This is a genomic window from Afifella sp. YEN Y35 (assembly GCF_047553465.1).
Classification (GTDB): Bacteria; Pseudomonadota; Alphaproteobacteria; order Rhizobiales; family Afifellaceae; genus Afifella; species Afifella aestuarii.
In genome coordinates this window covers 1,673,205-1,695,616 of sequence record NZ_CP180203.1, presented here as the reverse complement: position 1 = coordinate 1,695,616, position 22,412 = coordinate 1,673,205, and the positions used below count along the sequence as shown (strand labels likewise).

Annotated in this window: 16 protein-coding genes; 7 read left to right on the top strand and 9 right to left on the bottom strand. The window is 63.3% G+C overall.

Features of this window, described 5'->3' with window-relative positions; translation table 11 throughout:
* The first annotated feature begins 384 nt into the window (after positions 1-384).
* Positions 385-1,218, top strand: a complete 834-nt coding sequence (locus ACK8CP_RS08035) for a permease (RefSeq protein WP_304504487.1) — start codon at positions 385-387, stop codon at positions 1,216-1,218.
* A gap of 268 nt (positions 1,219-1,486) precedes the next feature.
* Here the strand turns inward: ACK8CP_RS08035 and pflA are convergent, their stop codons facing one another.
* Positions 1,487-2,305 (bottom strand): pyruvate formate-lyase-activating protein, encoded by an 819-nt coding sequence (gene pflA / locus ACK8CP_RS08030; RefSeq protein ID WP_414833915.1) that lies wholly within the window; start codon positions 2,303-2,305, stop codon positions 1,487-1,489.
* Positions 2,268-4,538 carry a formate C-acetyltransferase gene (gene pflB / locus ACK8CP_RS08025; RefSeq protein WP_414834216.1) on the bottom strand — a complete coding sequence of 757 codons (2,271 nt, stop codon included), beginning with the start codon at positions 4,536-4,538 and terminating at the stop codon, positions 2,268-2,270. Before pflB ends, pflA begins: the two co-directional genes overlap by 38 nt.
* 344 nt (positions 4,539-4,882) lie before the next feature.
* Between pflB and ACK8CP_RS08020 the strand changes: the two genes are divergently transcribed.
* Positions 4,883-5,722, top strand: a complete 840-nt coding sequence (locus tag ACK8CP_RS08020; RefSeq protein ID WP_414833914.1) for a MurR/RpiR family transcriptional regulator — start codon at positions 4,883-4,885, stop codon at positions 5,720-5,722.
* Positions 5,723-5,755: 33 nt separating this feature from the next.
* On the opposite strand, the gene ACK8CP_RS08015 is transcribed toward ACK8CP_RS08020, so the two are convergent.
* From ACK8CP_RS08015 to ptsP, 5 genes are all read right to left on the bottom strand, one after another.
* Positions 5,756-6,001, bottom strand: coding sequence for a hypothetical protein (locus tag ACK8CP_RS08015; RefSeq protein WP_414833913.1), 246 nt, complete (start codon positions 5,999-6,001; stop codon positions 5,756-5,758).
* A 115-nt stretch (positions 6,002-6,116) separates the two neighbouring features.
* Positions 6,117-8,774, bottom strand: a complete 2,658-nt coding sequence (gene adhE, locus ACK8CP_RS08010; protein ID WP_414833912.1) for a bifunctional acetaldehyde-CoA/alcohol dehydrogenase — start codon at positions 8,772-8,774, stop codon at positions 6,117-6,119.
* Positions 8,775-9,120: 346 nt separating this feature from the next.
* Positions 9,121-10,875, bottom strand: coding sequence for a PTS fructose transporter subunit IIC (locus tag ACK8CP_RS08005; protein WP_414833911.1), 1,755 nt, complete (start codon positions 10,873-10,875; stop codon positions 9,121-9,123).
* A gap of 8 nt (positions 10,876-10,883) precedes the next feature.
* Complete coding sequence (gene pfkB / locus ACK8CP_RS08000; protein WP_414833910.1) at positions 10,884-11,873, bottom strand: 1-phosphofructokinase; 990 nt, start codon at positions 11,871-11,873, stop codon at positions 10,884-10,886.
* Positions 11,870-14,386: a phosphoenolpyruvate--protein phosphotransferase gene (gene ptsP, locus ACK8CP_RS07995; RefSeq protein WP_414833909.1), complete on the bottom strand. Its 2,517-nt coding sequence runs from the start codon at positions 14,384-14,386 to the stop codon at positions 11,870-11,872. The genes pfkB and ptsP overlap by 4 nt, the downstream gene beginning before the upstream one ends.
* Positions 14,387-14,547: 161 nt before the next feature.
* Between ptsP and ACK8CP_RS07990 the strand changes: the two genes are divergently transcribed.
* Positions 14,548-15,591 (top strand): LacI family DNA-binding transcriptional regulator, encoded by a 1,044-nt coding sequence (locus tag ACK8CP_RS07990; protein WP_414833908.1) that lies wholly within the window; start codon positions 14,548-14,550, stop codon positions 15,589-15,591.
* Between the two features lie 19 nt (positions 15,592-15,610).
* Here the strand turns inward: ACK8CP_RS07990 and ACK8CP_RS07985 are convergent, their stop codons facing one another.
* Together ACK8CP_RS07985 and ACK8CP_RS07980 are read right to left on the bottom strand one after the other, a co-directional pair.
* Positions 15,611-16,207, bottom strand: coding sequence for an SAM-dependent methyltransferase (locus tag ACK8CP_RS07985; RefSeq protein ID WP_414833907.1), 597 nt, complete (start codon positions 16,205-16,207; stop codon positions 15,611-15,613).
* Positions 16,208-16,286: 79 nt separating this feature from the next.
* A complete protein-coding gene (locus ACK8CP_RS07980) occupies positions 16,287-17,081 on the bottom strand; it encodes an IclR family transcriptional regulator (RefSeq protein ID WP_414833906.1) in 795 nt (264 codons plus the stop codon).
* A gap of 227 nt (positions 17,082-17,308) precedes the next feature.
* On the opposite strand from ACK8CP_RS07980, the gene ACK8CP_RS07975 reads away from it, so the two are divergent.
* The 4 genes from ACK8CP_RS07975 (at position 17,309) to ACK8CP_RS07960 (ending at position 22,411) form a co-directional block, all read left to right on the top strand.
* On the top strand, positions 17,309-18,877 hold the full coding sequence (locus ACK8CP_RS07975; RefSeq protein ID WP_414834215.1) for an ABC transporter substrate-binding protein: 1,569 nt from the start codon (positions 17,309-17,311) through the stop codon (positions 18,875-18,877).
* 80 nt (positions 18,878-18,957) lie between these two features.
* Positions 18,958-19,809, top strand: a complete 852-nt coding sequence (locus ACK8CP_RS07970; RefSeq protein WP_234627560.1) for an alpha/beta hydrolase — start codon at positions 18,958-18,960, stop codon at positions 19,807-19,809.
* Entirely contained in the window at positions 19,809-21,419 is a 1,611-nt protein-coding gene (gene ggt / locus ACK8CP_RS07965; protein ID WP_414833905.1) for a gamma-glutamyltransferase, read from the top strand. The genes ACK8CP_RS07970 and ggt overlap by 1 nt, the downstream gene beginning before the upstream one ends.
* A 17-nt stretch (positions 21,420-21,436) precedes the next feature.
* On the top strand, positions 21,437-22,411 hold the full coding sequence (locus ACK8CP_RS07960) for an ABC transporter permease (protein ID WP_234627562.1): 975 nt from the start codon (positions 21,437-21,439) through the stop codon (positions 22,409-22,411).
* Position 22,412: the final 1 nt, after the last annotated feature.

Here is a 22,412-nt window from a genome sequence, read left to right as displayed (position 1 = left end):
CGTTGCCAGCCCTCAACGCGAGGGCTGGCCGCGGGTGGCCGCCGCGACGCCATCGGCGTAAGCGGATGGTGTGTGGAGGCTTCCGCCTCAAAGCTCGGAAGCGAAATCGGAATCTGAAACAACGAAATCTGCCGGAAACGGCGGAGCGGGAAAGGTTTTCCCAAAAACTGCAGGCCGGCGGGGGATTGAGAAGCAAAGTACATCTTATGGAGCTCGGTATGGCAAGTGGCGGCAGCTTCATTCGTGCTTCGACTTTTGGCCAAGGCTTGGATCTTGTGAAACAGTGACGACCTCTTGGAGGGCAAAATGACGGTCCTAGGAATAATTGCCGCATTTGGCGGGGGGATATTTGGAGCTGCCATCGGCGCCTTGCCGGCGTTCGAGATGGTTGGCTTCCTCGTGATGATTGGTGTGGCGGTGCAGCTCGGTGTTGCGCCGGAGGCGACCGACTTCTTCGGTCTGCCGTTTGGCGTCTTCGGACCCCATGTCGGCGGCTTTGCCTCAGGTGTTGCTGCAGCGGCCTATGCCGCGCGCCGCGGCAAGTTCGACTCGGGCAAGAACATCCTTGCCGGGATGATGGGTCTTAAGGCGCCGGATGTGCTTCTCGTCGGCGGCGCATTCGGTATCTTCGGTTACATCGTCCAGTATTATCTCGCTCTGGTGCCGGCTTTCGGCGAAGGGCTGGCCTGGACGGATACGGTCGCTCTGACGGTCGTCATCAGCGCCATCGTTACCCGCCTCATGTTCGGCAAGGCTGGCCTGTTCGGAACGCCCAAAGAGGGCACGACGCGCTGGAACCCGGGAGAAGCCGATCGCTGGCTGCCCTTCCAGAGCACGCTCGGCCAGCTCGTCGTGATCGGCCTGGGTGTCGGCATCTTCGGCGGATACCTCGGAGACCTCTACGGTGGCGCTGGATGCTTCCTCGCCTTCGGTATCTCCGCGGCCTCGTTGATCTTCCTCCAGTTCGGCGTTTCCGTTCCGGTCACCCACCACATCGCTCTGCCGGCTGCTTTGGCGGCTGCGGGGTCGGGTAGCCTGCTGTGGGCGGCAGTCGTTGGCGTGATCGGGGCGCTGCTCGGCGAGTTCTTCGCCCGGCTTTTCCACGATCATGGCGATACCCACTTTGATCCGCCGGCCACGACGATTGCCACCATGACCCTCACGGTGAACTATCTGTTGTCGATCGGCTTCTTCAGCCTGGTGCCGCTGCCCTACTAAGGTCAGCAACGCAAGCACCCGAATGACTTTGCCCTCCCGCCGGAGATCGGCGGGAGGGCTTTTTTGTGGTCGATGAGATTGTGTACCCGGTTCGAGCTTGAGCCGGGTGAATGCACACGCGAAATCGTCGGGGGCGAGGTCGGGGAATGCCCGAGCACGAGCCTCACGCGAAGATGAGCAGAATGATTGTCAGATCTCGGGCGGCTTGGCGGTGATCGCCGCCGTCAAAGCGAGACGCCTGGCAAACAATGCGCCGCTCTCAGCCCCTCTATGTCGCGAGAAGACCCCGAGCCCGGAAAATGTTGCGCACCCGCTCCGTCTCTTCGAGCTTCGGTGGCTGTGTGCCTGCCAGACGATAGGCCTTGTCCAGGCGGGGCCATTTGTAGGCGCCGAGGTCGTGATAGGGCAGGACGTCGACCCGCTCGACATTCTTGAGATCGGCCACATAGCGGGCGAGGGCTTCGATCTCTGCCGTATTGTCGGTGAAGTCCGGCACGAGGACGTAGCGAAGCCACACGGGCTTCTTCATGGCGGAGAGCCGTTCGGCGAAATCGAGCGTCGGGCGTAGCCGCACGCCGGTCACATTGCGATAGGTGGCTTCCGAGAACGCCTTGATGTCGAGGAGAACGAGGTCGACATCCTCCAGGAACGCGTCATCGGCGCGCGCACCGAGAAAGCCGGATGTGTCGAGCGCCGTGTGCAGGCCGAGCTCTTTCGATGCCCGCAGGATCGCCCGGCAGAATTCAGGCTGCACAAGCGGTTCGCCACCCGTCAAGGTGACGCCGCCACGCCCGCGCTTCAGGAAGGGCGCGAAGGAGGCAATCTCCGCCGCGATGTCGTCTGAACTCTGCAGCTTCCCCTTGCGCATGTGCCACGTGTCGGGGTTGTGGCAGTAGCAGCAGCGCAAAGGGCAGCCGGAAAGAAACAGCACGTAACGCAGGCCCGGCCCGTCGAGCGTGCCGCCCGTTTCGAGCGAATGCACCCAACCCTTGACGCAAGGCGTCGTTGCGGCCTCGGGTGCTTCGCTCTGCGTCACCTCCTGAACGAGATCAGTGGCGCTGGTGGAACGTGCGGCTGATGACGTCAAGCTGCTGCTCCCTGGTCAGCTTGATGAAGTTCACGGCATAGCCCGACACGCGGATGGTGAGCTGCGGATAGAGCTCCGGATGATCCATCGCGTGCAGAAGCGTCTCCTTGTCGAAGACGTTGACGTTCATGTGGTGACCGCCGGCCGCCACGTAGCCGTCGAGCATCCCGACCAGATTTTCCGTCCGCTCGTCCTCGGTCGGTCCGAGTGCGGATGGGACGATCGTGAAGGTATAGGAAATGCCGTCCTGGGCATGTTCGTACGGCAGCTTCGCGACGCTCGCCATGGAGGCGAGGGCGCCCTTGCTGTCGCGGCCGTGCATCGGATTGGCGCCCGGTGCGAAAGGCTCGCCAGCCTTGCGGCCGTCGGGCGTCGACCCCGTCTTTTTGCCGTAGACCACATTGGAGGTGATGGTTAGAACCGACTGCGTCGGCGTCGCTCCGCGATAGGCCTTCTGCTGGCGCAGAATGTCCATGAAGGTTTTGACGACCCAGGAGGCGATGTCGTCGACGCGTGCATCGTTGTTGCCGAACATCGGATATTCGCCGTCGATTTCGAAGTCGGTGGCAAGCCCGCGCTCGTCGCGGATGACCTTCACCTTGGCGTGCTTGATGGCCGACAGACTGTCCGCCACCACGGAAAGACCGGCAATGCCGCAGGCCATGGTGCGAAGTACGTCGCGGTCGTGCAGCGCCATCTCGAGGCGTTCATACATGTACTTGTCGTGCATGTAGTGGATGGCGTTGAGCGCGTTGACATAGACCCGCGCCAGCCATTCGATCATGGGCAGAAACTTCTCCACGACCGTGTCGTAGTCGAGCACGTCGGCCGTGACGGGCGCGAAAGCCGGCACGACCTGCACGCCGGACTTCTCGTCGCGGCCACCATTGATGGCGTAGAGCAGGGCCTTTGCGAGGTTCGCGCGGGCGCCGAAGAACTGCATCTGCTTGCCGATCTGCATGGCCGAGACACAGCATGCAATGCCGTAATCATCGCCGTAATACGGCCGCATCAGATCGTCGTTCTCGTATTGCAGCGAGCACGTCTTGATGGACGTCTCGGCGCAGAATTCCTTGAAGCCCTTGGGCAGCTTCTCCGACCAGAGGACCGTGAGATTGGGCTCTGGCGCGGGCCCGAGGTTGTGCAGCGTCTGCAGCATGCGGAAGCTCGTGCGCGTGACGAGCGTCGAACCGTCGAGAGCCATGCCGCCGAGAACTTCCGTGACCCAGGTCGGGTCGCCGGAAAAGAGGGCGTCATATTCCGGAGTGCGCAGGAAGCGGACGAGACGCAGCTTGATGACGAACTGGTCGATGAGTTCCTGTGCCTCGGCTTCCGTGAGGGTGCCTTCGGCGAGGTCGCGCTGGATATAGATATCGAGGAAGCTCGATACTCGGCCAAGCGACATGGCCGCGCCATTGGCTTCTTTCACGACCGCCAGATAGGCAAAATACGTCCACTGCACCGCTTCGCGCGCATTGGTTGCCGGCTGTGAAAGATCGAAGCCGTAGACCGCCCCCATCTCCTTGAGTTCGTTGAGGGCCTTGATCTGCTCGGCGATCTCCTCGCGCAGCTGGAGAATTTCGGCGTCGAGCGGGCTCACCTCCAGCGAGGTCATCTGCTCCTGCTTGTCGGCGATGAGGCGGTCGACACCGTAAAGGGCGACGCGCCTGTAGTCGCCGATGATGCGGCCGCGCCCGTAGGCGTCGGGGAGACCGGTGATGAGACCGGACTTGCGGCAGCGCAGGATTTCATCGGTGTAAACGTCGAAAACGCCGTCATTGTGCGTCTTGCGGAGGCTCGGAAACACCTCTTTGAGCTTGGGCGAAGGCGTAAAGCCATAGGCTTCCAGGCCCTTTACGACCATGCGCCAGCCGCCGAACGGCATGATCCCGCGTTTCAGCGGCTTGTCGGTCTGCAGTCCGAAAACGACTTCCAGATCGCGGTCGATGTAGCCCGCGCCATGCGAGGTGATGGAGGAGACCACCTCGGTGTCGGCGTCGAGAACGCCGCCCTTGGAGGCGCGTTCCGCTTTCAGGAGTTCGGCAACCTTGTCCCAGAGGGCCTTCGTCCGTTTGGTCGAGCCGCTGAGGAAGGAGGCATCGCCCTCGTAAGGCGTGATATTGTCGAGGATGAAGTCGCGGAGGTTGACTTCGTGCTGCCACGCGCCGGGCTTGAAGCCACGCCACGGGTCGTTCGTCGTCGGGAAGTCGTTGAGATCGACGCGAGAGGACATCACTATGGCGTTCATTGTCACTCCTTGTGAAAAGGGCGCTGTGGCGTGAACCTATCATATTTCTGATGGTTCCGCCGGTTGGATTGGATCCGTTTCACGAACCGTTGACTTTCTGTAGTTTTACTACACAAATGGGTATGGTTGAAGGGAAAATGAGCGAGAATCGTATCTCGCTCGAATTTTCCCCAAGGGTAAAAATACAAATTCGTCAGAACGTTAGTCTTAGTCCGGGTCGGATTTGCGGTGTGTAGCATGCTGTCATGCGTACCACGCAGGGCTTGTCTGTGTTGGCCCCCGTCACGGATGATCGCTTTCGCCGCCTGACGCAACAAAAGAGGGCGGAAATGTTGGGAAGAATCACCTCGGTCAAGGATCAGATCCGACCGTCTGAGCGCAAGCTTGCGGACTTCGTGCTCTCGCATCCTGGCGAGGTCATCAATCTGTCGATGGCCGAAGTGGCGCGCCGCTCGGAGGTGAGCGAGCCGACGGTGGCACGCTTCTGTTCCGCGCTCGGCTGCAAGGGATTTCGCGAGTTCAAGATCAAACTGGCGCAGGATATCGCCGGCGGGATGCCGTTTCTCGATCAGGATGTGCTGCCCGACGACGGCGCCAGCGGCATCGCCGGAAAAGTCTTCGATCGCACCATCAACACGCTGATCGGCGTGCGCAACAATCTCTCTGCCTCGATGCTCGACAAGGCCGCGGACATCCTGGCGTCTGCGCGGCGCATCGAATTCTATGGCTCGGGCAATTCCGGCACCATCGCGGAGGACGTTCAGCGCCGCTTCTTTCGGCTCGGAATGCCGACCGTTGCCTACAGCGATCCGCACGTTTACTTCATTTCGTCGCTCGCGCTCGGCCCGGGTGATGCGGTCGTGGCCGTGTCGAATTCCGGGCGCACGCGCGATATCCTGGACAGCGTGCAGAATGCGCTGACGGTCGGCGCCGATGTCGTGGCGCTGACCCGCTCCGATTCTCCGCTGGCCCGCCTCGCGACGGTGAGCCTTCTGACCGACGTCGCGGAGGAATACGACGTCTATTCGCCGCTCACCTCCCGCATCAGTCACCTCGTTTTGGGAGATGCACTCTCCATCTGCGTGGCGCTGCGCAAGGGACGGACCCTGCATGAGCGCGTGGAGCGCAGCAAAGCGCTCTTGAAGGAAAACGGCGGGCTGCGGGACTGACGACAGGATATGCAAAGCCGTCGGCACGTGGTGTCAGAAGTCGCCGAGCGCGCGTGCGACATCGTGCATGAGCCGGTCTGCGACCTGCACCGACAGCGCCTGGTCGTCCGGATCCATGCCGAAAACGGGCTCGCTGCTCGCCAGAAAGGTCTCGCTGCGGCAGGTCCAGGCGGACTGGCCTGAGACGGTCATCTCATAGCTGCGGGCGTCTTCGTTGAAGAGGCACTGAACCGTGAGGCCTCGCGCGTCTTTGGCGGTCCACATCAAGCTCTTGCTCATCGTCTCGTTCCTTCTGTCTCCGGCGACAAATCTTGGAATTGGTTGGCGCCGGAGTTGATCTGGCGGGTCCGCTCTCTTCGGGAGGAGGGGTGAGAGCGGACCCGCCAATGCGCCGTCATTCGGCGGCAAGAGAGGCTGGGGAGGAAGCCTGCGTCTGGTCTTCGGCTTCGAGCGACGGCTCGACCCAGGCCCGGCCGTAGTAGCTGTCGAGAAGGAGCTGCTTCAGCTCGCTGACGAGCGGAAAGCGCGGATTTGCGGTCGTGCACTGGTCGTCGAAGGCCGCCTCTGCGAGGCTGTCCACCTTGTCGAGGAAATCCGCTTCCTTGACGCCGAAAGCCTGGATGCTCTCCGGGATTTCCAGCGCTTCTTTCAGCTCGTCCACCCAGGCGATAAGGCTCTGCACCCGCTCGTGGTCGCGCTCGCCGGAAAGGCCGAGATGGCGGGCGATCTGCGCATAGCGTGCGACGCCTTTCGGACGGTCGTACTGGCTGAAGGCCGTCTGCTTGGTCGGAATGTCGGCCGAGTTGTAGCGGATGACATTCGAGATCAGGAGCGCATTGGCGATGCCGTGCGGAATATGGAATTCCGCGCCGATCTTGTGCGCCATGGAATGGCAGACGCCGAGGAAGGCATTGGCGAAGGCGATGCCGGCGATCGTTGCTGCATTGTGCACCTGCTCGCGCGCCTTCGGATCTTCGTGACCTTTGCGGTAGGCCGACGGCAGGTAGTCTTTCAGGAGCTTGAGGGCCTGCAGCCCCTGGCCGTCGCTATATTCGTTCGCCAGCACCGAGACGTAGGATTCGAGCGCATGCGTCACCGCATCGATGCCGCCGGCCGCCGTCAGCGATTTCGGCATGGTCATGACGAGGTTGGGGTCGACGATCGCCATGTTCGGCGTGAGCTCGTAATCGGCGATCGGGTATTTGATGCCGGTTTTCTCGTCGGTGACGACGGCAAACGGGGTGACTTCAGAGCCCGTGCCCGAGGTGGTCGGCACCGCGACGAACTGCGCTTTCAGGCCCATTTTCGGGAATTTGTAGATGCGCTTGCGGATATCCATGAAGCGCAGCGCGAGTTCTTCAAAGGCGACGTCGGGGTGCTCGTACATCACCCACATGATTTTCGCCGCATCCATCGGCGAACCGCCGCCCTGCGCCAGGATCACGTCCGGCTTGAAGGCATTGGCGAGAGAGGTGGCCTTGCGCACCGTCTCGAGCGTCGGATCGGCGTTGACCTCGTAGAAGACCTCGACCTCGAGACCGAGATTCTTGAGGAGGCTGATGGTTTCGCTGACGGCGCCGCTTTCGAACAGGAACTTGTCCGTGACGATCAGGCAGCGCTTGTGTCCCCGCAACTCTTCGAGCGCGAAAGGCAGGCTGCCACGGCGGAAGTAGATGGATTTCGGAAGTTTGTGCCAGAGCATGTTTTCCGCTCGCTTCGCCACGGTTTTCTTGTTCATGAGGTGCTGGGGGCCGACATTTTCGGAGATCGAATTGCCGCCCCAGGAGCCGCAGCCGAGTGTCAGCGACGGAGCCAGCCGGAAATTGTAGAGGTCGCCGATCCCGCCCTGCGAAGACGGTGAGTTGATCAGGATGCGCGCCGTTTTCATGCGGTCGCCGAATTGGCGGATGCGCTCTTCCTGCTGATCCTGCTCGGTGTAGAGGACCGAGGTATGGCCGATGCCGCCGAGCGCGACGAGCTCCGCCGCGATATCGCAGGCATGGCCGAAATCCTTCGCTCGGTAGAGCGCGAGCGTCGGTGACAGCTTTTCGTGAGCGAAGACCTCTGTCTCGCTCACTTCGCTCACTTCGCCGATCAGAACCTTGGTGAAGGGCGGCACCGAAAACCCGGCCATCTCCGCGATGGCGGCGGCCGACTGGCCGACGACACGGGCATTCAGCGTGCCGTTCGGCATGATGACATGGCGGACCGCGTCCGTCTCGTCGGGGGAGAGGATGTAGCCGCCGTGCTTGGAAAATCGTGCGCGCACCGCGTCATAGACCTGATCGACGACAATCGCCGATTGCTCCGAGGCGCAGATGACGCCGTTGTCGAAAGTCTTCGACATGAGAATGGAGGCGACGGCGCGCTTGATGTCGGCGAATTCGTCGATGACGGCCGGCGTGTTGCCGGCGCCGACGCCGATTGCCGGCTTGCCGGAAGAATAGGCCGCCTTGACCATGCCCGGCCCACCGGTTGCAAGAATGAGGTTGATGTCCTTGTGGCGCATGAGCGCGTTCGAGAGTTCGACCGTCGGTTCCTCGAGCCAGCCGATGATGTTCTCAGGCGCTCCGGCGGCGACCGCCGCTTCGAGCACGATGCGGGCGGCCTCGCAGGTCGCGTGGCGCGCGCGCGGATGCGGCGAGAAGATGATGCCGTTCCGCGTCTTCAGGCTGATGAGCGCCTTGAAGATGGCGGTCGACGTCGGGTTGGTCGTCGGGACGATGCCGCAGATGAGGCCGATCGGCTCGGCGATCGTCAGCGTGCCGTACTCCGGCTCCTCGGAGAGGATGCCGCAGGTCTTCTCGTCCTTGTACTTGTTGTAGATGTACTCCGACGCGAAGTGGTTCTTGACCACCTTGTCTTCCATCACGCCCATGCCGGTCTCTTCGACGGCGAGCTTGGCAAGCTTGATGCGGGCGTTGTTGGCCGCAAGTGCGGCGGCTCGAAAGATCCGGTCGACCTTCTCCTGGGAGTAACCCGCATAGACCCGTTGGGCCTCCTTCACGGGAGCGATGAGAGCGTCGAGGCTGGGGAGCGTATCGGATGTCATGGCTCTGGCCCTTCCAGGAATGCCGGTTTTCTGCGCGCTGCCCCAAGGGCGGAACCCGAGAGAGCAGGGATGGCTGTGCCGTTCGCTGAGGGACACCGGGATAGTCTGGGTTCTCCGGCCGAGCGATCGGCTTATGTAGTAAAACTACAATATCTACTACAAGCGACTTTAGCAAGCGAAATCGAGCTTTTCGTGACGAAGTTTCGTGTGGCCAATGCGGTCGTTCTGGTGCCGCGCGAAGCCCCGTCCATGCTCGCCAAAACGTGCCTTTCAACGCGATGAGGCCGGCGTTTTTAGCGCCGGCCTCTGCCTGGGTTCTTGCGGGGGGAGGGCAAGCTCCGCAGGCTTATTCAGCGGGTGCCAGAGCCGGCGCAGTAGCCGCTATCGGCTTCTTGAGAAGTCGCAGGAGCACCGCGCTCACCACCGTGCCGACCAGGAGCGCCACGATGTAGCCGCCGAGATGGGTGACGGCGTTCGGGATCGGCAGGACGAAGATGCCGCCATGCGGAACCTTGAGCTCCGCACCGATCGCCATCGAGATGGCGCCTGTCGTGGCAGCACCCACCATCATGGCGGGGATCACCCGTAGAGGATCGCGAGCCGCGAACGGGATGGCGCCCTCCGTGATGAAGGCGATGCCGAGCACGGCTGCGGCATTGCCGGCTTCCCGCTCGTCCGCGGTGAAGCGGTCGGCGAAGATCTTCGTCGCAAGCGCCACGGCGAGCGGCGGCACCATGCCCGCGGCCATTGCGGCCGCCATCGGCGTGTACACCTGGCTGGCGATCAGACCGGTGGAGAAGGTGTAGGCCGCCTTGTTGACGGGGCCGCCGAGGTCGAAGCCCATCATCGCTCCGATGATGAGGCCGAGCATGATGGCGCTCGAGCCCTGCATCGACTTCAGCCAGTTGGTCAGGAAGGTCATGGTTTCGGCGACGGGCGTGCCGATCACGTACATCATCAACAGGCCGGTCAGGAGCGTGCCGAGGAGCGGCAGAATGAGAACCGGCTTCAAGCCTTCCAGATTCTTGTGCAACTTGATGTGGCGATTCATGAAATCGGTGCCGTAGCCGGCGATGAAACCGGCGACGATGCCGCCCAGGAAGCCGGCGCCGACATTGGCGGCCAGAAGGCCGCCGATCATGCCGGGCGTGATGCCGGGCCGGTCGGCGATCGAATAGGCGATATAGCCGGCAAGGGCCGGGACCATCAGTGCGAAGCCGCCCTTGGCGCCGATCTGGAAGAGATTGTAGGCGAGCGTGCCTTCGTTCTCGTAGGCGTAGATGCCGCCGATCGCGAAGGCGACCGCGATCAGCAAGCCGCCCGCCACGACGAAGGGCAGCATGTATGAGACGCCGGTCATCAGGTGCTTGTAGGGGCCCGTGCGGGAGGCCGCACGTTCCGCCTTGCCGGCGGCGACGCGATCGGCGAGACCCTGGCTGCCGCCCTGGATCTCGGCTTCCTTGAAAGCCCGTTCAACCAGCGCCTTGCCGTTGTTGATGGCGGGTTTCGTGCCTGAGAGGAAAACGGGCTTGCCGGCGAAGCGGCTCAAATCCACCTGCGTGTCGGCAGCGATGATGACGAGGTCGGCCTTTGCGATTTCCTCGTCGGTCAGCTTGTTCTGCGAGCCGACCGAGCCTTGCGTCTCCACGCGCGCCGAATAGCCGAGCGCTTCGGCGCCCTTCTGCACGCCTTCGGCCGCCATGAAGGTATGGGCGATGCCGGTCGGGCAGGAGGTGATGGCGACGATGTGCTTCTGTCCACCGGATGACGCGGCCGGCGCCGCATCCGTGGCGGCACCAGCGTCTTGAACGGCCTGAGCGAGGACGCCGTCTGCATCCTCCAGGACCGCCTCGATGGTCGCGGTGCTTTGCTGCAGCGCGCCGAAACGGCTTTCCTCATGCTCACCGGGGCCGACCAGGAGAAGGGCGGCGGCGTCACTTGCAGCCTTACTCGAAATCGAATTGCGGATGCCGAGGTCGGAGCGCACCTCGATGTCGATGCGATGGCCCAGATTGTCGGCCGCCTTGCGCAGGGCCTCGGCCGCCAACGCGGCCTGGGTCGTGAGGTCGCCTGCCGATATGACGGCAAGAACGTGTGTCATGGGTCCTCCTATGCTTGTTGCTCGAGGTCCCGGCCAGCCGGGAGCTCCGTCACGACGACCGCCCGCGCAAGACGCTGGACCTCATCTGCATCGGGCAGGTGCGGCCCGATGCGGCCGAGCTTCGCGGCGGCAAAGGCGATGGAAAGGCGCGCCACGTCTTCAAGCGGTGCGTCCTCTCGAAAGGCGGCGACGAGGCCCGCCACCATGGCGTCTCCGGCCCCGACCGTGCTCAAGGTCTCGACGGGCTCGCTTCGACCCGTGAGAACCTGGTCTTTGGTAACGAACAGAGCTCCCTCGGCGCCGAGGGAAACCACCACGATTGCGATGCCGCTCGCCTGAAGGGCTTGGGCGGCGGCGAGAAGATCCTCGCGGCCTGCCAAGGACTTGCCCGCCCATTCTTCGAGTTCGTGCTGGTTGGGTTTGACGCAAAAGGGGAGATCCTGGGCTGGTGCCGAGAGGGCGGCCCTGAGCGGTGCCCCGCTGGTATCGACAACGACGCGTGCACCTCGTTTGCGCAATGCCGCCGCGAGGCGGGCAAGCGTGTCGTCGGGAAGCCCGGCCGGCAGACTGCCGGCGAGCACGACGAGGCTGTCGGGCGCGACCGTTTCGTTGAGAACGGCTTTCACCCGCTCGAGCGCAGCTTCGTCGGCCACCGGTCCGGGGAGGTTGATGTCGGTGGTCTCGTTGCGGGTGGGATCTGCGATTTTGATGTTCGTGCGCGTTTCACCAGGAACGCGCACGAAGAGATCGCGAATGTTCTTGGCGCTGAAAAGCGCCTCGAAGGGGCCGGGATTGCCGCCGCCCAGGATGCCCGTCGCAATCACGGGCACCGACCGGTCGGCGAGGCAGCTCGCGACATTGACGCCCTTGCCGCCTGCATTGCTCTGCACGGACGAGGCGCGGTGCACTTCGCCGAGCGTCATCCCTTCCACGACGACCGTCTGGTCGATCGCCGGGTTCAGGGTGACGGTGACGACGGGGAGGGGCGAGGTTTTCACAATTCCTCCCGATCCAAGGCATGCACCTCGGCTGCCGTCTCGCAGGCCAGAGCTTTGTCGGCGAGGGCTTTGAGCGCGCTCAGGGACGTTCCGCGCAGGGCCGCTTTGACGGCGGGGATGTCACGCGGCGTCATCGACAATTCGTTGACCCCGAGGCCGGTCAAGAGAGAGGCCGCGAACGGTTCGCCGGCGATGCCGCCGCACACGCCGACCCAGCGGCCATGCTTCGCGGCGCCCTCGACGGTCATGCGGATCAGGCGCAGGACGCAGGGATGCAGGGCATCCGCCTCCGCGGCAAGTTCCGGATGCTGCCGGTCGATGGCGAGCCCGTATTGCGTGAGGTCGTTGGTTCCGATCGAGAAGAAATCGACATAGCGGGCGAGGATGTCCGCTCCGATCGCGGCGGCCGGCACCTCGACCATGGCGCCGAGCGGCACTTTTGGCGCATCGAGTTCATCGCGAATGCTGTCGGCGACGGCCCTGAGCCGCTGCATTTCGCCGACGGAGGTAATCATCGGGAACATGATCGAAAGACCGCTGCTCTCGCCGTCGCGGGCGGCGCGATAAAGCGCACGCAGCTGCGTGGCGAGAAGGTCGAGGCGGCGCAGGAGAAGCCGCGAACCGCGCACGCCGAGGAAGGGGTTGGCCTCGCGCGGGAGGTTGAGATGCGGCACCTGCTTGTCGCCGCCGATATCGAGTGCCCGCACGATGAGCGGACGGTCTTCGAGACCATCGAGCATGGCACGATAGGTCTCGTACTGCTCGTCTTCCGTCGGTGCGGAGCTGCGCTCCAGGAACAGAAACTCCGTGCGCATCAGGCCGACGCCTTCGCCGCCTTGCGACAGTGCGAGCTCGATCTGGTCTGGCCGGTTGATGTTTGCCGCGATCTCCACCTGATGGCCGTCGGTGGTGCGCGCAGGCAGGCTGCGCTCGGCGATCTCGCGCTTGTGCTGCTCTTCCTGCGCGGCGAGCCAGTCGCGCGCCGAAGCGATGGCCGAGGCGGACGGCTTCGGATAGAGGCGGCCGGCCTGTCCATCGAGAATGACTTCCGTGCCGTCTTCGAGATCGAGCAGGGCCTCGCTGCCGCCGACCATCGCCGGCAGGCCGAGCGTGCGCGCCAGAATGGCAGTGTGTGAAGTCGGTCCGCCCTGAACGGTGGCGAGCCCGAGCACCCGCTCCACGTCGAGGCCCGCCGTATCGGACGGCGAGAGGTCGCCGGCGAGGAGGATGCAAGGTTCGGCCGGCAGGGGATCGCCGTCTCGGTTTTCGAGCGAGGGGTCGATCCGCGCCAGGACGCGGCGCCCGACGTCGCGCAGATCGGCGGCACGTGCGGCCAGCACCTCGTTGTCGTTGGATTCGAGATCCCGGGCCGTGCGTTCGATCGCCTCGTTCCACGACCAGGCGAGACCATGCCCTTCGACCATCAGCTGACAGGCGAGGGTGATGAGATCGGTGTCGTGGAGGAGTTCGGCCTGGGCGCGGAAGATGTTCGCTTCCGCTTCGCCGAGACGGCGCAGCGTGTCGTCGGCGAGGACGCGCAGCTGCGTCTGCGTCACCGTCAAAGCCTCATGCAGCCTGTTGCCGCCTTCGTTGAGTGGCGTTGGCGTATCCGCAATCGCGATGTCGGCGGGCGCATAGACGTGGATCGGCCCGATCGACAGGCCGGGGCTCGCGCCGATGCCTGAAATGACGGGCATGTCGTCCGGCGGCGTCCAGCCCTTGACGGTCGGCTCCGGTCCCTTCGCCGCCTGGGCGTCGGCTTTTTCCTGGGCGCTGAGCCCGGTGACGGTTGCCTGCATCCGGTCGATTGCGGAGCCCGCATCGGGGCCGTCGGCGGAAATGACGATCGTGTCGCCCTGGCGCAGACCGAGCCGCAGAAGCGACACGAGCGCCTTGGCGTCGGCCACCGCGGCGCCTTTGCGCACCTGGACGGAGCCGCTCGCCTTGCGAGCCGCAGCGACCCATGCCGAAGCCGGGCGGGCGTGAAGGCCCGAAGGATAATCGACCACCCATTCGAAGCGTTCGTCGAGGTCTTCCACCGGAGCCCCGTCCGTCTCGGGCTCGGCGTCGGCCTCGCTCAAAGCATTGATGATGTCGGAGGTGTCTTTCGTCTTGAAGAGCGTCTGAAGCTGCTCCTCGTCTTGCAGGAGGTTGGTGAGACGCCTCAGCGTGTCGATATGCGCGTCCGATTCCGCGGCGATGGCGACGACGAGATGCACCGTCTGGCCCGCGTTCCATTCGACGCCCTCGGGCACCTGCAGGATGGCGAGGCCGTTGCGGCGGACCATGCCCCGATCTTCGACCTTGCCGTGGGGGATGGCGACGCCGTGTCCGAGATAGGTTTCGGCCACGTCCTCGCGCCGCATCATGCTGTCGGCATATTGGGGATCGATGCATCCGGCCGCGATCAACAGCTGCGCGGCTTCGCGAATGGCAGCCTCTTTGTCGGCGGGGGCGGCGCCGAGGCGAACCAGATTGGACGGTGGCAGGATGTCGGGCTGGGCGTTTGTCATTGGTCCATTTCCTCCGTACCAGTTGATTTACTGAAAACGATTACATTCTAGATGTCAATCGTGACGATGCCAAAAATCCATGTTTTGCAGCGCACAATGGTTGCCTGTACGCACGCAACGTGGCATCGTTCGGGTGTAATGTCTGAAAACGATTTCTGAAAATGTCCATCAGCATCAAGGACGTCGCCGAGAAGGCAGGCGTATCGGTCGCCACAGTGTCGCGGGTCCTCAGCGAGGGGCCCGTGCGCGCGGACACCAAAGAGCGCGTTCACGCTGCGATCAAGGCGCTCGGCTACCGCCCGAACCTCTCGGCCCGGCGCCTGCGCACGCAGCACGCACAGACGATCGGTCTCATCGTCTCAGATATCCGCAATCCGTTTTTTACGGCCGTAGGTCGCGGCGTCGAGGATGCCGCTTATCGGGCCGGCATGCGGGTGCTCCTGTGCAACACCGATGAGAACGTCGAGCGCGAACGCATGTATCTGCGCCTGATGCAGGAAGAGCGTGTGACCGGCCTCATCCTCGCGCCGACGCTCGCCATGCTCGATCAGCTGCAAAAGAGCCCGCTGCAGTTTCCAGCCGTCCTCATCGACCGGGCCGGCGCGGGCGGCCTTTACGATTCCGTCGTTCTCGACAACCGCGAGGCCGCGAACACGCTCGTGGAGCATCTTTTCGACGAGGGCTATCGCCGCATCGGCGGCGTGTTCGGCCAGACGAGTGCCACGGGTTTGGAGCGTCGCGACGGCTATTGTGCCAGCATGAAGGCGAGGGGCCTCACCCCGGATCCGCGCCTCCTCCCGCCGACCGTCGATGCAGGCGAGAAGGTGATGAGCGAATGGCTGGCGGGGTCCGATGCACCGGAAGCGATCATCGCCAGCAACGGCCTGCTGCTCATGGGCGTCGTCAAAGCGGCGCAGCGGCTGGGGCGCGCCATCCCGAGCGATCTTGCCGTTGCTGGCTTCGACAATGAGGACTGGACGGAAGTGGTCGGGCCGGGGCTGACCGTGATCGAGCAGCCGGTGCACGACATCGGCCGCAACGCCATGTCGCTCCTCTTCGACCGCTTGCAAAATCCGGGTTTGGCGCCCCGCAAGGTGGTCCTGTCCGGTCGCTGTATCGTGCGCGGTTCGACCTTGGCGTCAAAACCGGCGGCTCTTGCGGAAAACAGATCCGCACCATTGGCTGCGGATGCGATGAACCCCTGAGCATCGGTCGGGCCCGGGCTCAGGCGGGTTTGCGTGCCACGAGGTCGATCAAGGCCGAGAGGCCCGAATGTCCCTTGCCCTCGTGGATCTCGCTGTCGTGCTCCGCAAGGTGAATGATTTCGAAATCGGAGAACGCCGCTTCGAGCAGGGAGCGCGTATAGAGGTGGTCGGGATCGGGCGGTCCGCCTGTGCCGTAGCCGATCTGCTCGGGCCTGTAGCCTTGCAAGAGCAGAATGCCGCCCGGCAGGAGGGTTCGTTTCATCGCCTCGAAGAGCTCGGCGCGAAGCGTCGGATTGGCGAACTGGACGAAGATCGCCACCACGCCGTCAAAGGCGGAGGAAGGCCATTCCCATGTGGCGATGTCCGCGTGCACGTGGGCGAGGGACACGCCGCGTTCGGCTGCGAGGCGTTTCGATTTTTCGATCGCCACCGCTGAGGCGTCGATCGCTGTCACCTCAAGCCCCCGTTCGGCCATCCAGACGCCGTTGCGCCCTTCGCCGTCGGCCACTGAAAGAACCCGCATTCCCGGGCTCATAAGGTCCGCATGGGCGGCGAGGAAGGCGTTCGGCTCAGTGCCGAAGAAATAGCCGGGTTGGCCATATCTCTCGTCCCACATCACTCCAGCGCTCCTCGTCGCTCACATTGCCGCTCGTTTCTATCTATCGCGGCGTGGCGGGGCTGCGAGGTGTCCGGCTTCACAGCGCCATGCGTCCGCCGAGCGAAGCGTCGCCCTTCCAGCCGAGCCCTTCGGAAATCCGCCCCGCCGCCTCGGAAACCAGACGAATGAAGCGCTCGATGTCGGTGTCGTCGGTTCGGAAGGCCGGTGCGGCGATATTGATCGAGGCAAAGACAGAGCCGTCCGCGGAAAACACCGGCGCCGACACGGCCACGAGCTGGTCGCTCACTTCCCCGCGGCTGATGCAGATTCGCGTCTGACGGATCCGGTCGAGTTCGGCAAACAGGCGAGAACGGTCGGTGATCGTGTTGCCGGTAAAGGCTTTGAGCTCGTGCGGCAGAACCGATTCGCGTTCGTCTTCGGGGAGATAGGCCATGATCGCCTTGCTCGATCCGGCATAGAGCGGGCGGCGTCGGCCCACCACCGCATGCACGCGAAGATCCCGCGAAGGCTCGTATTTGGCGATGCACAGAGCTTCGCTCTTGTCGCGCAGGCGCAGCTGAACCGTCTCGTTCGTTTTGAGCCCCAGATCCTCCAGAATCGGATTGGCGAGTTTGACGAGATCGATCTGCGAGGAGGCCGAGGTGCCGAGCACCAGGATGGCGTTGCCGAGCCGCCATCGCCCGTCCGGCTCCTGCGACACCAGTTCTCCCCGTTCCAGTGTTCGCAACAATCGGAAGGTTTTGGCCTTTGTCACTCCGGCTGCGCGGGCGATCTCCGACACCCCGGCTTCGGGATGTTCCGCAACGGTCATCAGAATGTTGATCGCATCATCAACAGACTGAACAACATAGCTTTTTTCTTGTTCTGCCATGGCCTGATCCCCCTCCGTTCAACAGGTTTGCGGCAATCTGCCTCAAATTCCGGTTGTGGCACTCGCCTGTCTCATACAGTGAAACATAGTTTCATTCTTATTGACAGCCCTCCGTTGCGCATGCGTTCCTGGTCAGCGTTCAAGCGTGGTCAAGGCATGGGCATCGCCGCCTGGCGTGGCACCGGCCTTGTCGAACAAGAGGGGATTAATTCTTGGGTATCTCGACAATGGGATGGATCGGCCGGGGTGCTGCTGCCTTGGCTTTATGCGCGGTCGCTGCCGGAACGGCATCGGCTCAGGACAAGGAGCTGACGGTCGGCATGGCGTCGACGTTCGCGACCGTCGATCCGCATGAGGAATCGAACTCGCCGCACAACGCGATGAGCCGGCATATCTTTGACAGCCTCATCTATCGCGGCGGCGCTGCCGAGAACGAACCGCAGCTTGCGACCTCCTGGGAGGTCGTCGACAACACCCATTGGCGGTTCCATCTGCGCGAAGGGGTGAAATTCCACGACGGCACCGATTTCGACGCCGAAGACGTGATCGCCTCGGTGCTGCGGGCGCGCGACAAGCCGAGCCAGGCTTTCGCGTCCTACACGCGCAACATCACGGACGTGACGGCCGAAGATCCCCACACGGTGGTGGTGGAGACGAGCGTCCCGGATCCGATGATCCTCAATTCGCTGAGCCGCATTCGCATCATCAGCTCCGAGCACGCCGACGACGATGTCGCCGCGTTCGACAACGGCACTGCGGCGGTCGGCACCGGCCCGTTCAAGTTCGTCTCGTACACGCCTGGCGACCGGATCGTCATGGAGCGGAACGACGACTATTTTGGCGGTGCCTCCGAATGGAGCAAGGTGACTTTGCGCATGCTGCCCGACAACGGCGCGCGGCTCGCAAGCCTGCTCTCCGGTGACGCAGACCTCATCGAGACCCTTCCTGCGGAAGGCGTCGAGCGGGTGAAGAATTCCGACAATCTCAAGGTCATTCGCGGCCAGTCGACCCGCATCGTCTATCTCGGCACGGATGTCGCCCGCGATCAGACGCCTTTCATCACGGCAAAGGACGGCTCCAAGCTCGACAAGAACCCGCTCAAGGACGAGCGGGTGCGTAAGGCGCTCCTGATGTCGATCAACCGGCAGGCGATCGTCCAGCGCGTCATGCAGGACAACGGCACGGTCGCCCATCAGTTCGTCGCCGAGGGCTATTTCGGCCATTCGGACGATGTCGAAGAAGTCTCCTACGATCCGGAAGGTGCCAAGAAGCTTCTGGAGGAGGCGGGTTATCCCGACGGCTTCCGCCTGACCCTGCACGGACCGCAGGGACGCTACGTCAACGACAGCGACGTGCTGCAGGCGGTCGGCCAGATGTTCGCCCGCATCGGCATCGATACGAAGGTCGAGGTGATGCCGTGGTCGATGTATGCCGACAAATACTCCAACGGCGAATACTCCGTCTTCCTCGGTTCCTGGGGTGTGAACACCGGTGAAGTGTCGAATCCGGCGATCGCCATCGTGGCAGGGCGCGACGAGGCAAAGGGCACCGGCCGTTACAACGGCGGTGGCATCGACGATCCGGAGATCAACAAGCTCCTGGATGAGGCGACCTCGACGCTCGACGAGGACAAGCGTGAGCCGATCCTTCAAAAGGTCTCCGAGCTCACCTTCAACCACCACTATCTGCTGCCGCTGCACTACGAGAACGTCGTGCTCGGGGCCAGCAAGAACGTCGACTACAAGCCGCGTGGCGACAAGTATCTCCTCGCCTACGAGGTGAAGTCGGCCGAGTGAGCCCCGAGGCTCGCCTTTAAGTCACCGGGCGGGGCGCCTCTGCGCCACGCCCGCCATTTCTCCCCTTTCAGGACATAGGAATGCAGGAACTCGGCACCAGCGCTGCCGCTGCCCGCGCGCGCGCCATCTACGACTACGGCCATACGGCAATCTTTGCCTCCACGGCCGACCCGCGTTTTCACATGCTCTTATACGTGCCGCCGGCGGCGGCCGACGGTCGCCCGGTCGATCTCCTGGTCGCTGTGCACGGAACCGGCCGCACCTCCGCAATGGAATTCCGCGACGGTTTCGCCGAGTTCGGTCTCTACAACGACTGCGCCGTCCTGTGCCCGATCTTCCCGATGAATGTGCGCGGAGACGGCGCGCGCTCGGGGTACAAATATCTGATCGAGGGCGATATCCGCTACGATCTCCTGCTCATCTCCATGGTCGAGGAGATGGCGGCGAAATACGCGCAGGACTGGTCGCGTTTTGCGATGTTCGGGTATTCCGGCGGTGGACATTTCACCCATCGCTTCGCGCTCGTTCATCCGGAACGTCTCTGGGCCGCATGTGTCGGTGCGCCGGGATCGGTCACGCTGATCGATCCGGAGCGTGACTGGTGGGTCGGCACCCGCGATCTCGCGGAAAAGTTCGGCAAGCCGTTCAATCTCGAAGAACTGGCGAAGCTTCCGGTGCAGATGGTCGTGGGCAAGCTCGATCTCGAAACCTGGGAAATCACGCACAAGCCCGGCTCGGCCTACTGGATGGAAGGGGCGAACGATGCCGGCGAGACGCGTCCGGAACGCCTGCGTTCGCTCGCGCGCTCCTTCGAGGCCGTCGGCGTGAACGTCACCTTCGACGAAGTCCCCGGCATTTCACACGACCGTATGAAGGTGCTTGGCCATGTCAAAGCCTTCCTGACACGCACGCTGGCAGAGAGGCGCAGCTGATGAACAACGCAACCATCGTCGCCCCGCAGCCGGAGGCTGTGGAGGCGGGAGCCAATGTCCTGGCGCGCGGCGGCAATGCCGTCGATGCGGCGCTCGCCTGCGCGTTCATGCAGGGTGTCGTCGATCCGCAGATGGCGGGTGTCGGCGGTTTCGGCTCGATGCAGGTCTATATGCCGGGCCGAGGCGTGCACGAAATGCTGGAATTCTACGCGCTCGCGCCGGCCGCGGCCACGCCGGAGATGTGGCTCGACAAGCTGCTCGGCCAAAGCCGCGACGGCTTCGGCTTCATTCTCGAAGGCAACATCTCTGAGATCGGCTATCTCGCCTGCTGCACGCCGGGCTCTCTCAAGGGCTATGAGACGGCCCTTCGCGATTACGGCACGTTCGATTGGGCCGATCTGATCACACCTGCGGCCGAAGTCGCGCGTACCGGCTTCATGATCCGCCCGCACATGCACTGGTACTGGTCGAAGGACCAGTCGGGAGACGGGCAGGCGAACACGATCGACAAGCTGCGCTTCTCCAAGACCGGGCGGAGCGTCTACTTCCACGAGGACGGAAGCCTTCGTGCCGTGGGCGAGCTCCTGCGCAATCCCGACCTTGCCAACACTCTGGAGCGGATCGCGCGAAGCGGCGGCTCGGATATCTACTATCACGGCGAAATCGCCGAAGAGATTGCCGCCGACTTCAAGGCGGGCGGAGGCCTGATCGGTCTGGAGGATCTCGCGAAATACGAGGTGACCAGATCGAAGCCGGTCTGGGGGCATTATCGCGGCCACAAGATTTCCACGAGTGCGCCTCCGGCATCCGGTTTCCCAATGCTGGAGATCCTGCACATCATGGAGCATTTCGATGTCGGGGCCATGCAGCATGCAAGCACCGAGCATGTGCGTCTTCTCTTCGAGGCGATGAAGCGCATGACGATCGACAAGGACGCCCATATGGGCGATCCGGCCTATGTCGAGGTGCCGGTCGAGCGACTTCTCTCTGACGAGAATGTCCGGGCCCATGCCGAAAGCATCCGCCGCGGCGAACGCGCGAATGTGGAACGCCTCGACCTCTCGCAGCGCGACACCACCCATATTTCGGTGATCGATCGTGAGGGGAACGCGGTTGCCATGACCCACACGCTTGGCAGCCCCTCCGGTGCCATCACCGACGGCCTCGGCTTCATGTACAACGGCACGATGAGCCGCTTCGATCCGCGTCCTGGACGTCCCGGCTCGATCGCGCCGCGCAAGCGTCGGGCGAGCTCGGCCGCACCGACCATCGTGTTTCGCGATGACAAGCCGTTTATCGTCATCGGCGCGCCCGGTGGCAGCTATATCGCCCCGACGGTCGCTCAGGGCATCATGAACATGATCGATTTCGACATGTCGATTCAGGAGGCGGTGACGGCACCGCGCATCGTCGGCGTGTCGAACACGATCGACATCTGCAACCGCATTCGCCGTTCGGTGGAGGCGGATCTGCGCGCGGATGGCTACGAGGTCGAGCGCTCGCCGCAGACCTATGCCTTTGCGGCTCTGCACGGCATCCGGATCGACGACGGCGTGTCGAAGGGAGCCGCAGATCCGCAGCGGGATGGTATGGCCATCTCGATCAGCTAGGCAGGCGGAGAGGCTGAATGGTCACTTCCATTATTCGGCGATTCATCCAGGCATTGTTCGTCATCGTGGCGATGACGGTGATCGTCTTTGTCGCCGTCAACGTCATCGGCAATCCGGTCGACATTCTGATCAACCCGGATGCGAACCAGGCCGAGCGCGCACGCGTGATCGCGGAATATGGCCTCGATCAGCCTCTCTGGCGCCAGTACATCGACTTCCTGGCGGGGCTGTTGCGCGGCGATTTCGGCAACAGCTTCGTCTACGGTCGCTCCGCTCTCCAGGTGATTTTGGAGCGTTTCCCGGCGACGCTGGAACTCGCCCTCTCGGCGCTGGTGATCGCGCTCATCGTCGGTCTGCCGCTCGGCCTTTACGCCGGACTGCGGCCGCGGAGCATCGCCTCGCGCATCATCATGTCGGGCTCGATCCTCGGCTTTTCACTGCCGACATTCTGGGTCGGCCTCATGTTCATCCTCTTGTTTTCCGTGCAGCTCGGATGGCTGCCGTCGAACGGGCGCGGCGAGACCGTGGAAATCCTCGGCATGCGCTGGTCGTTCCTGACGGAGGACGGGTTGCGGCATCTCTTTCTGCCGGCCCTCAACCTGGCGCTCTTCAAGACCTCGCTCGTTCTGCGCCTGACCCGTGCCGGCGTGCAGGAGGTGCTGCCGCAGGATTACATCAAGTTTGCCCGAGCCAAGGGACTGAGCGAGCGTCGGATCATTTCCGTGCACGTCCTCAAGAACCTGATGATCCCGGTCGTGACCATCGTCGGCCTGGAGTTCGGCTCGCTCATCGCCTTCTCCGTGGTGACGGAGAGCATCTTCGCCTGGCCCGGCATGGGCAAGCTCATCATCGACAGCATCAACCTTCTCGATCGGCCTGTGATCGTCGCTTACCTGATGATGATGGTCCTGATTTTCGTCGGCCTGAATTTCATCGTCGATCTTTGTTACACGCTGCTGGATCCCCGCGTCCGGCTCGATGCCAAACGGTGAC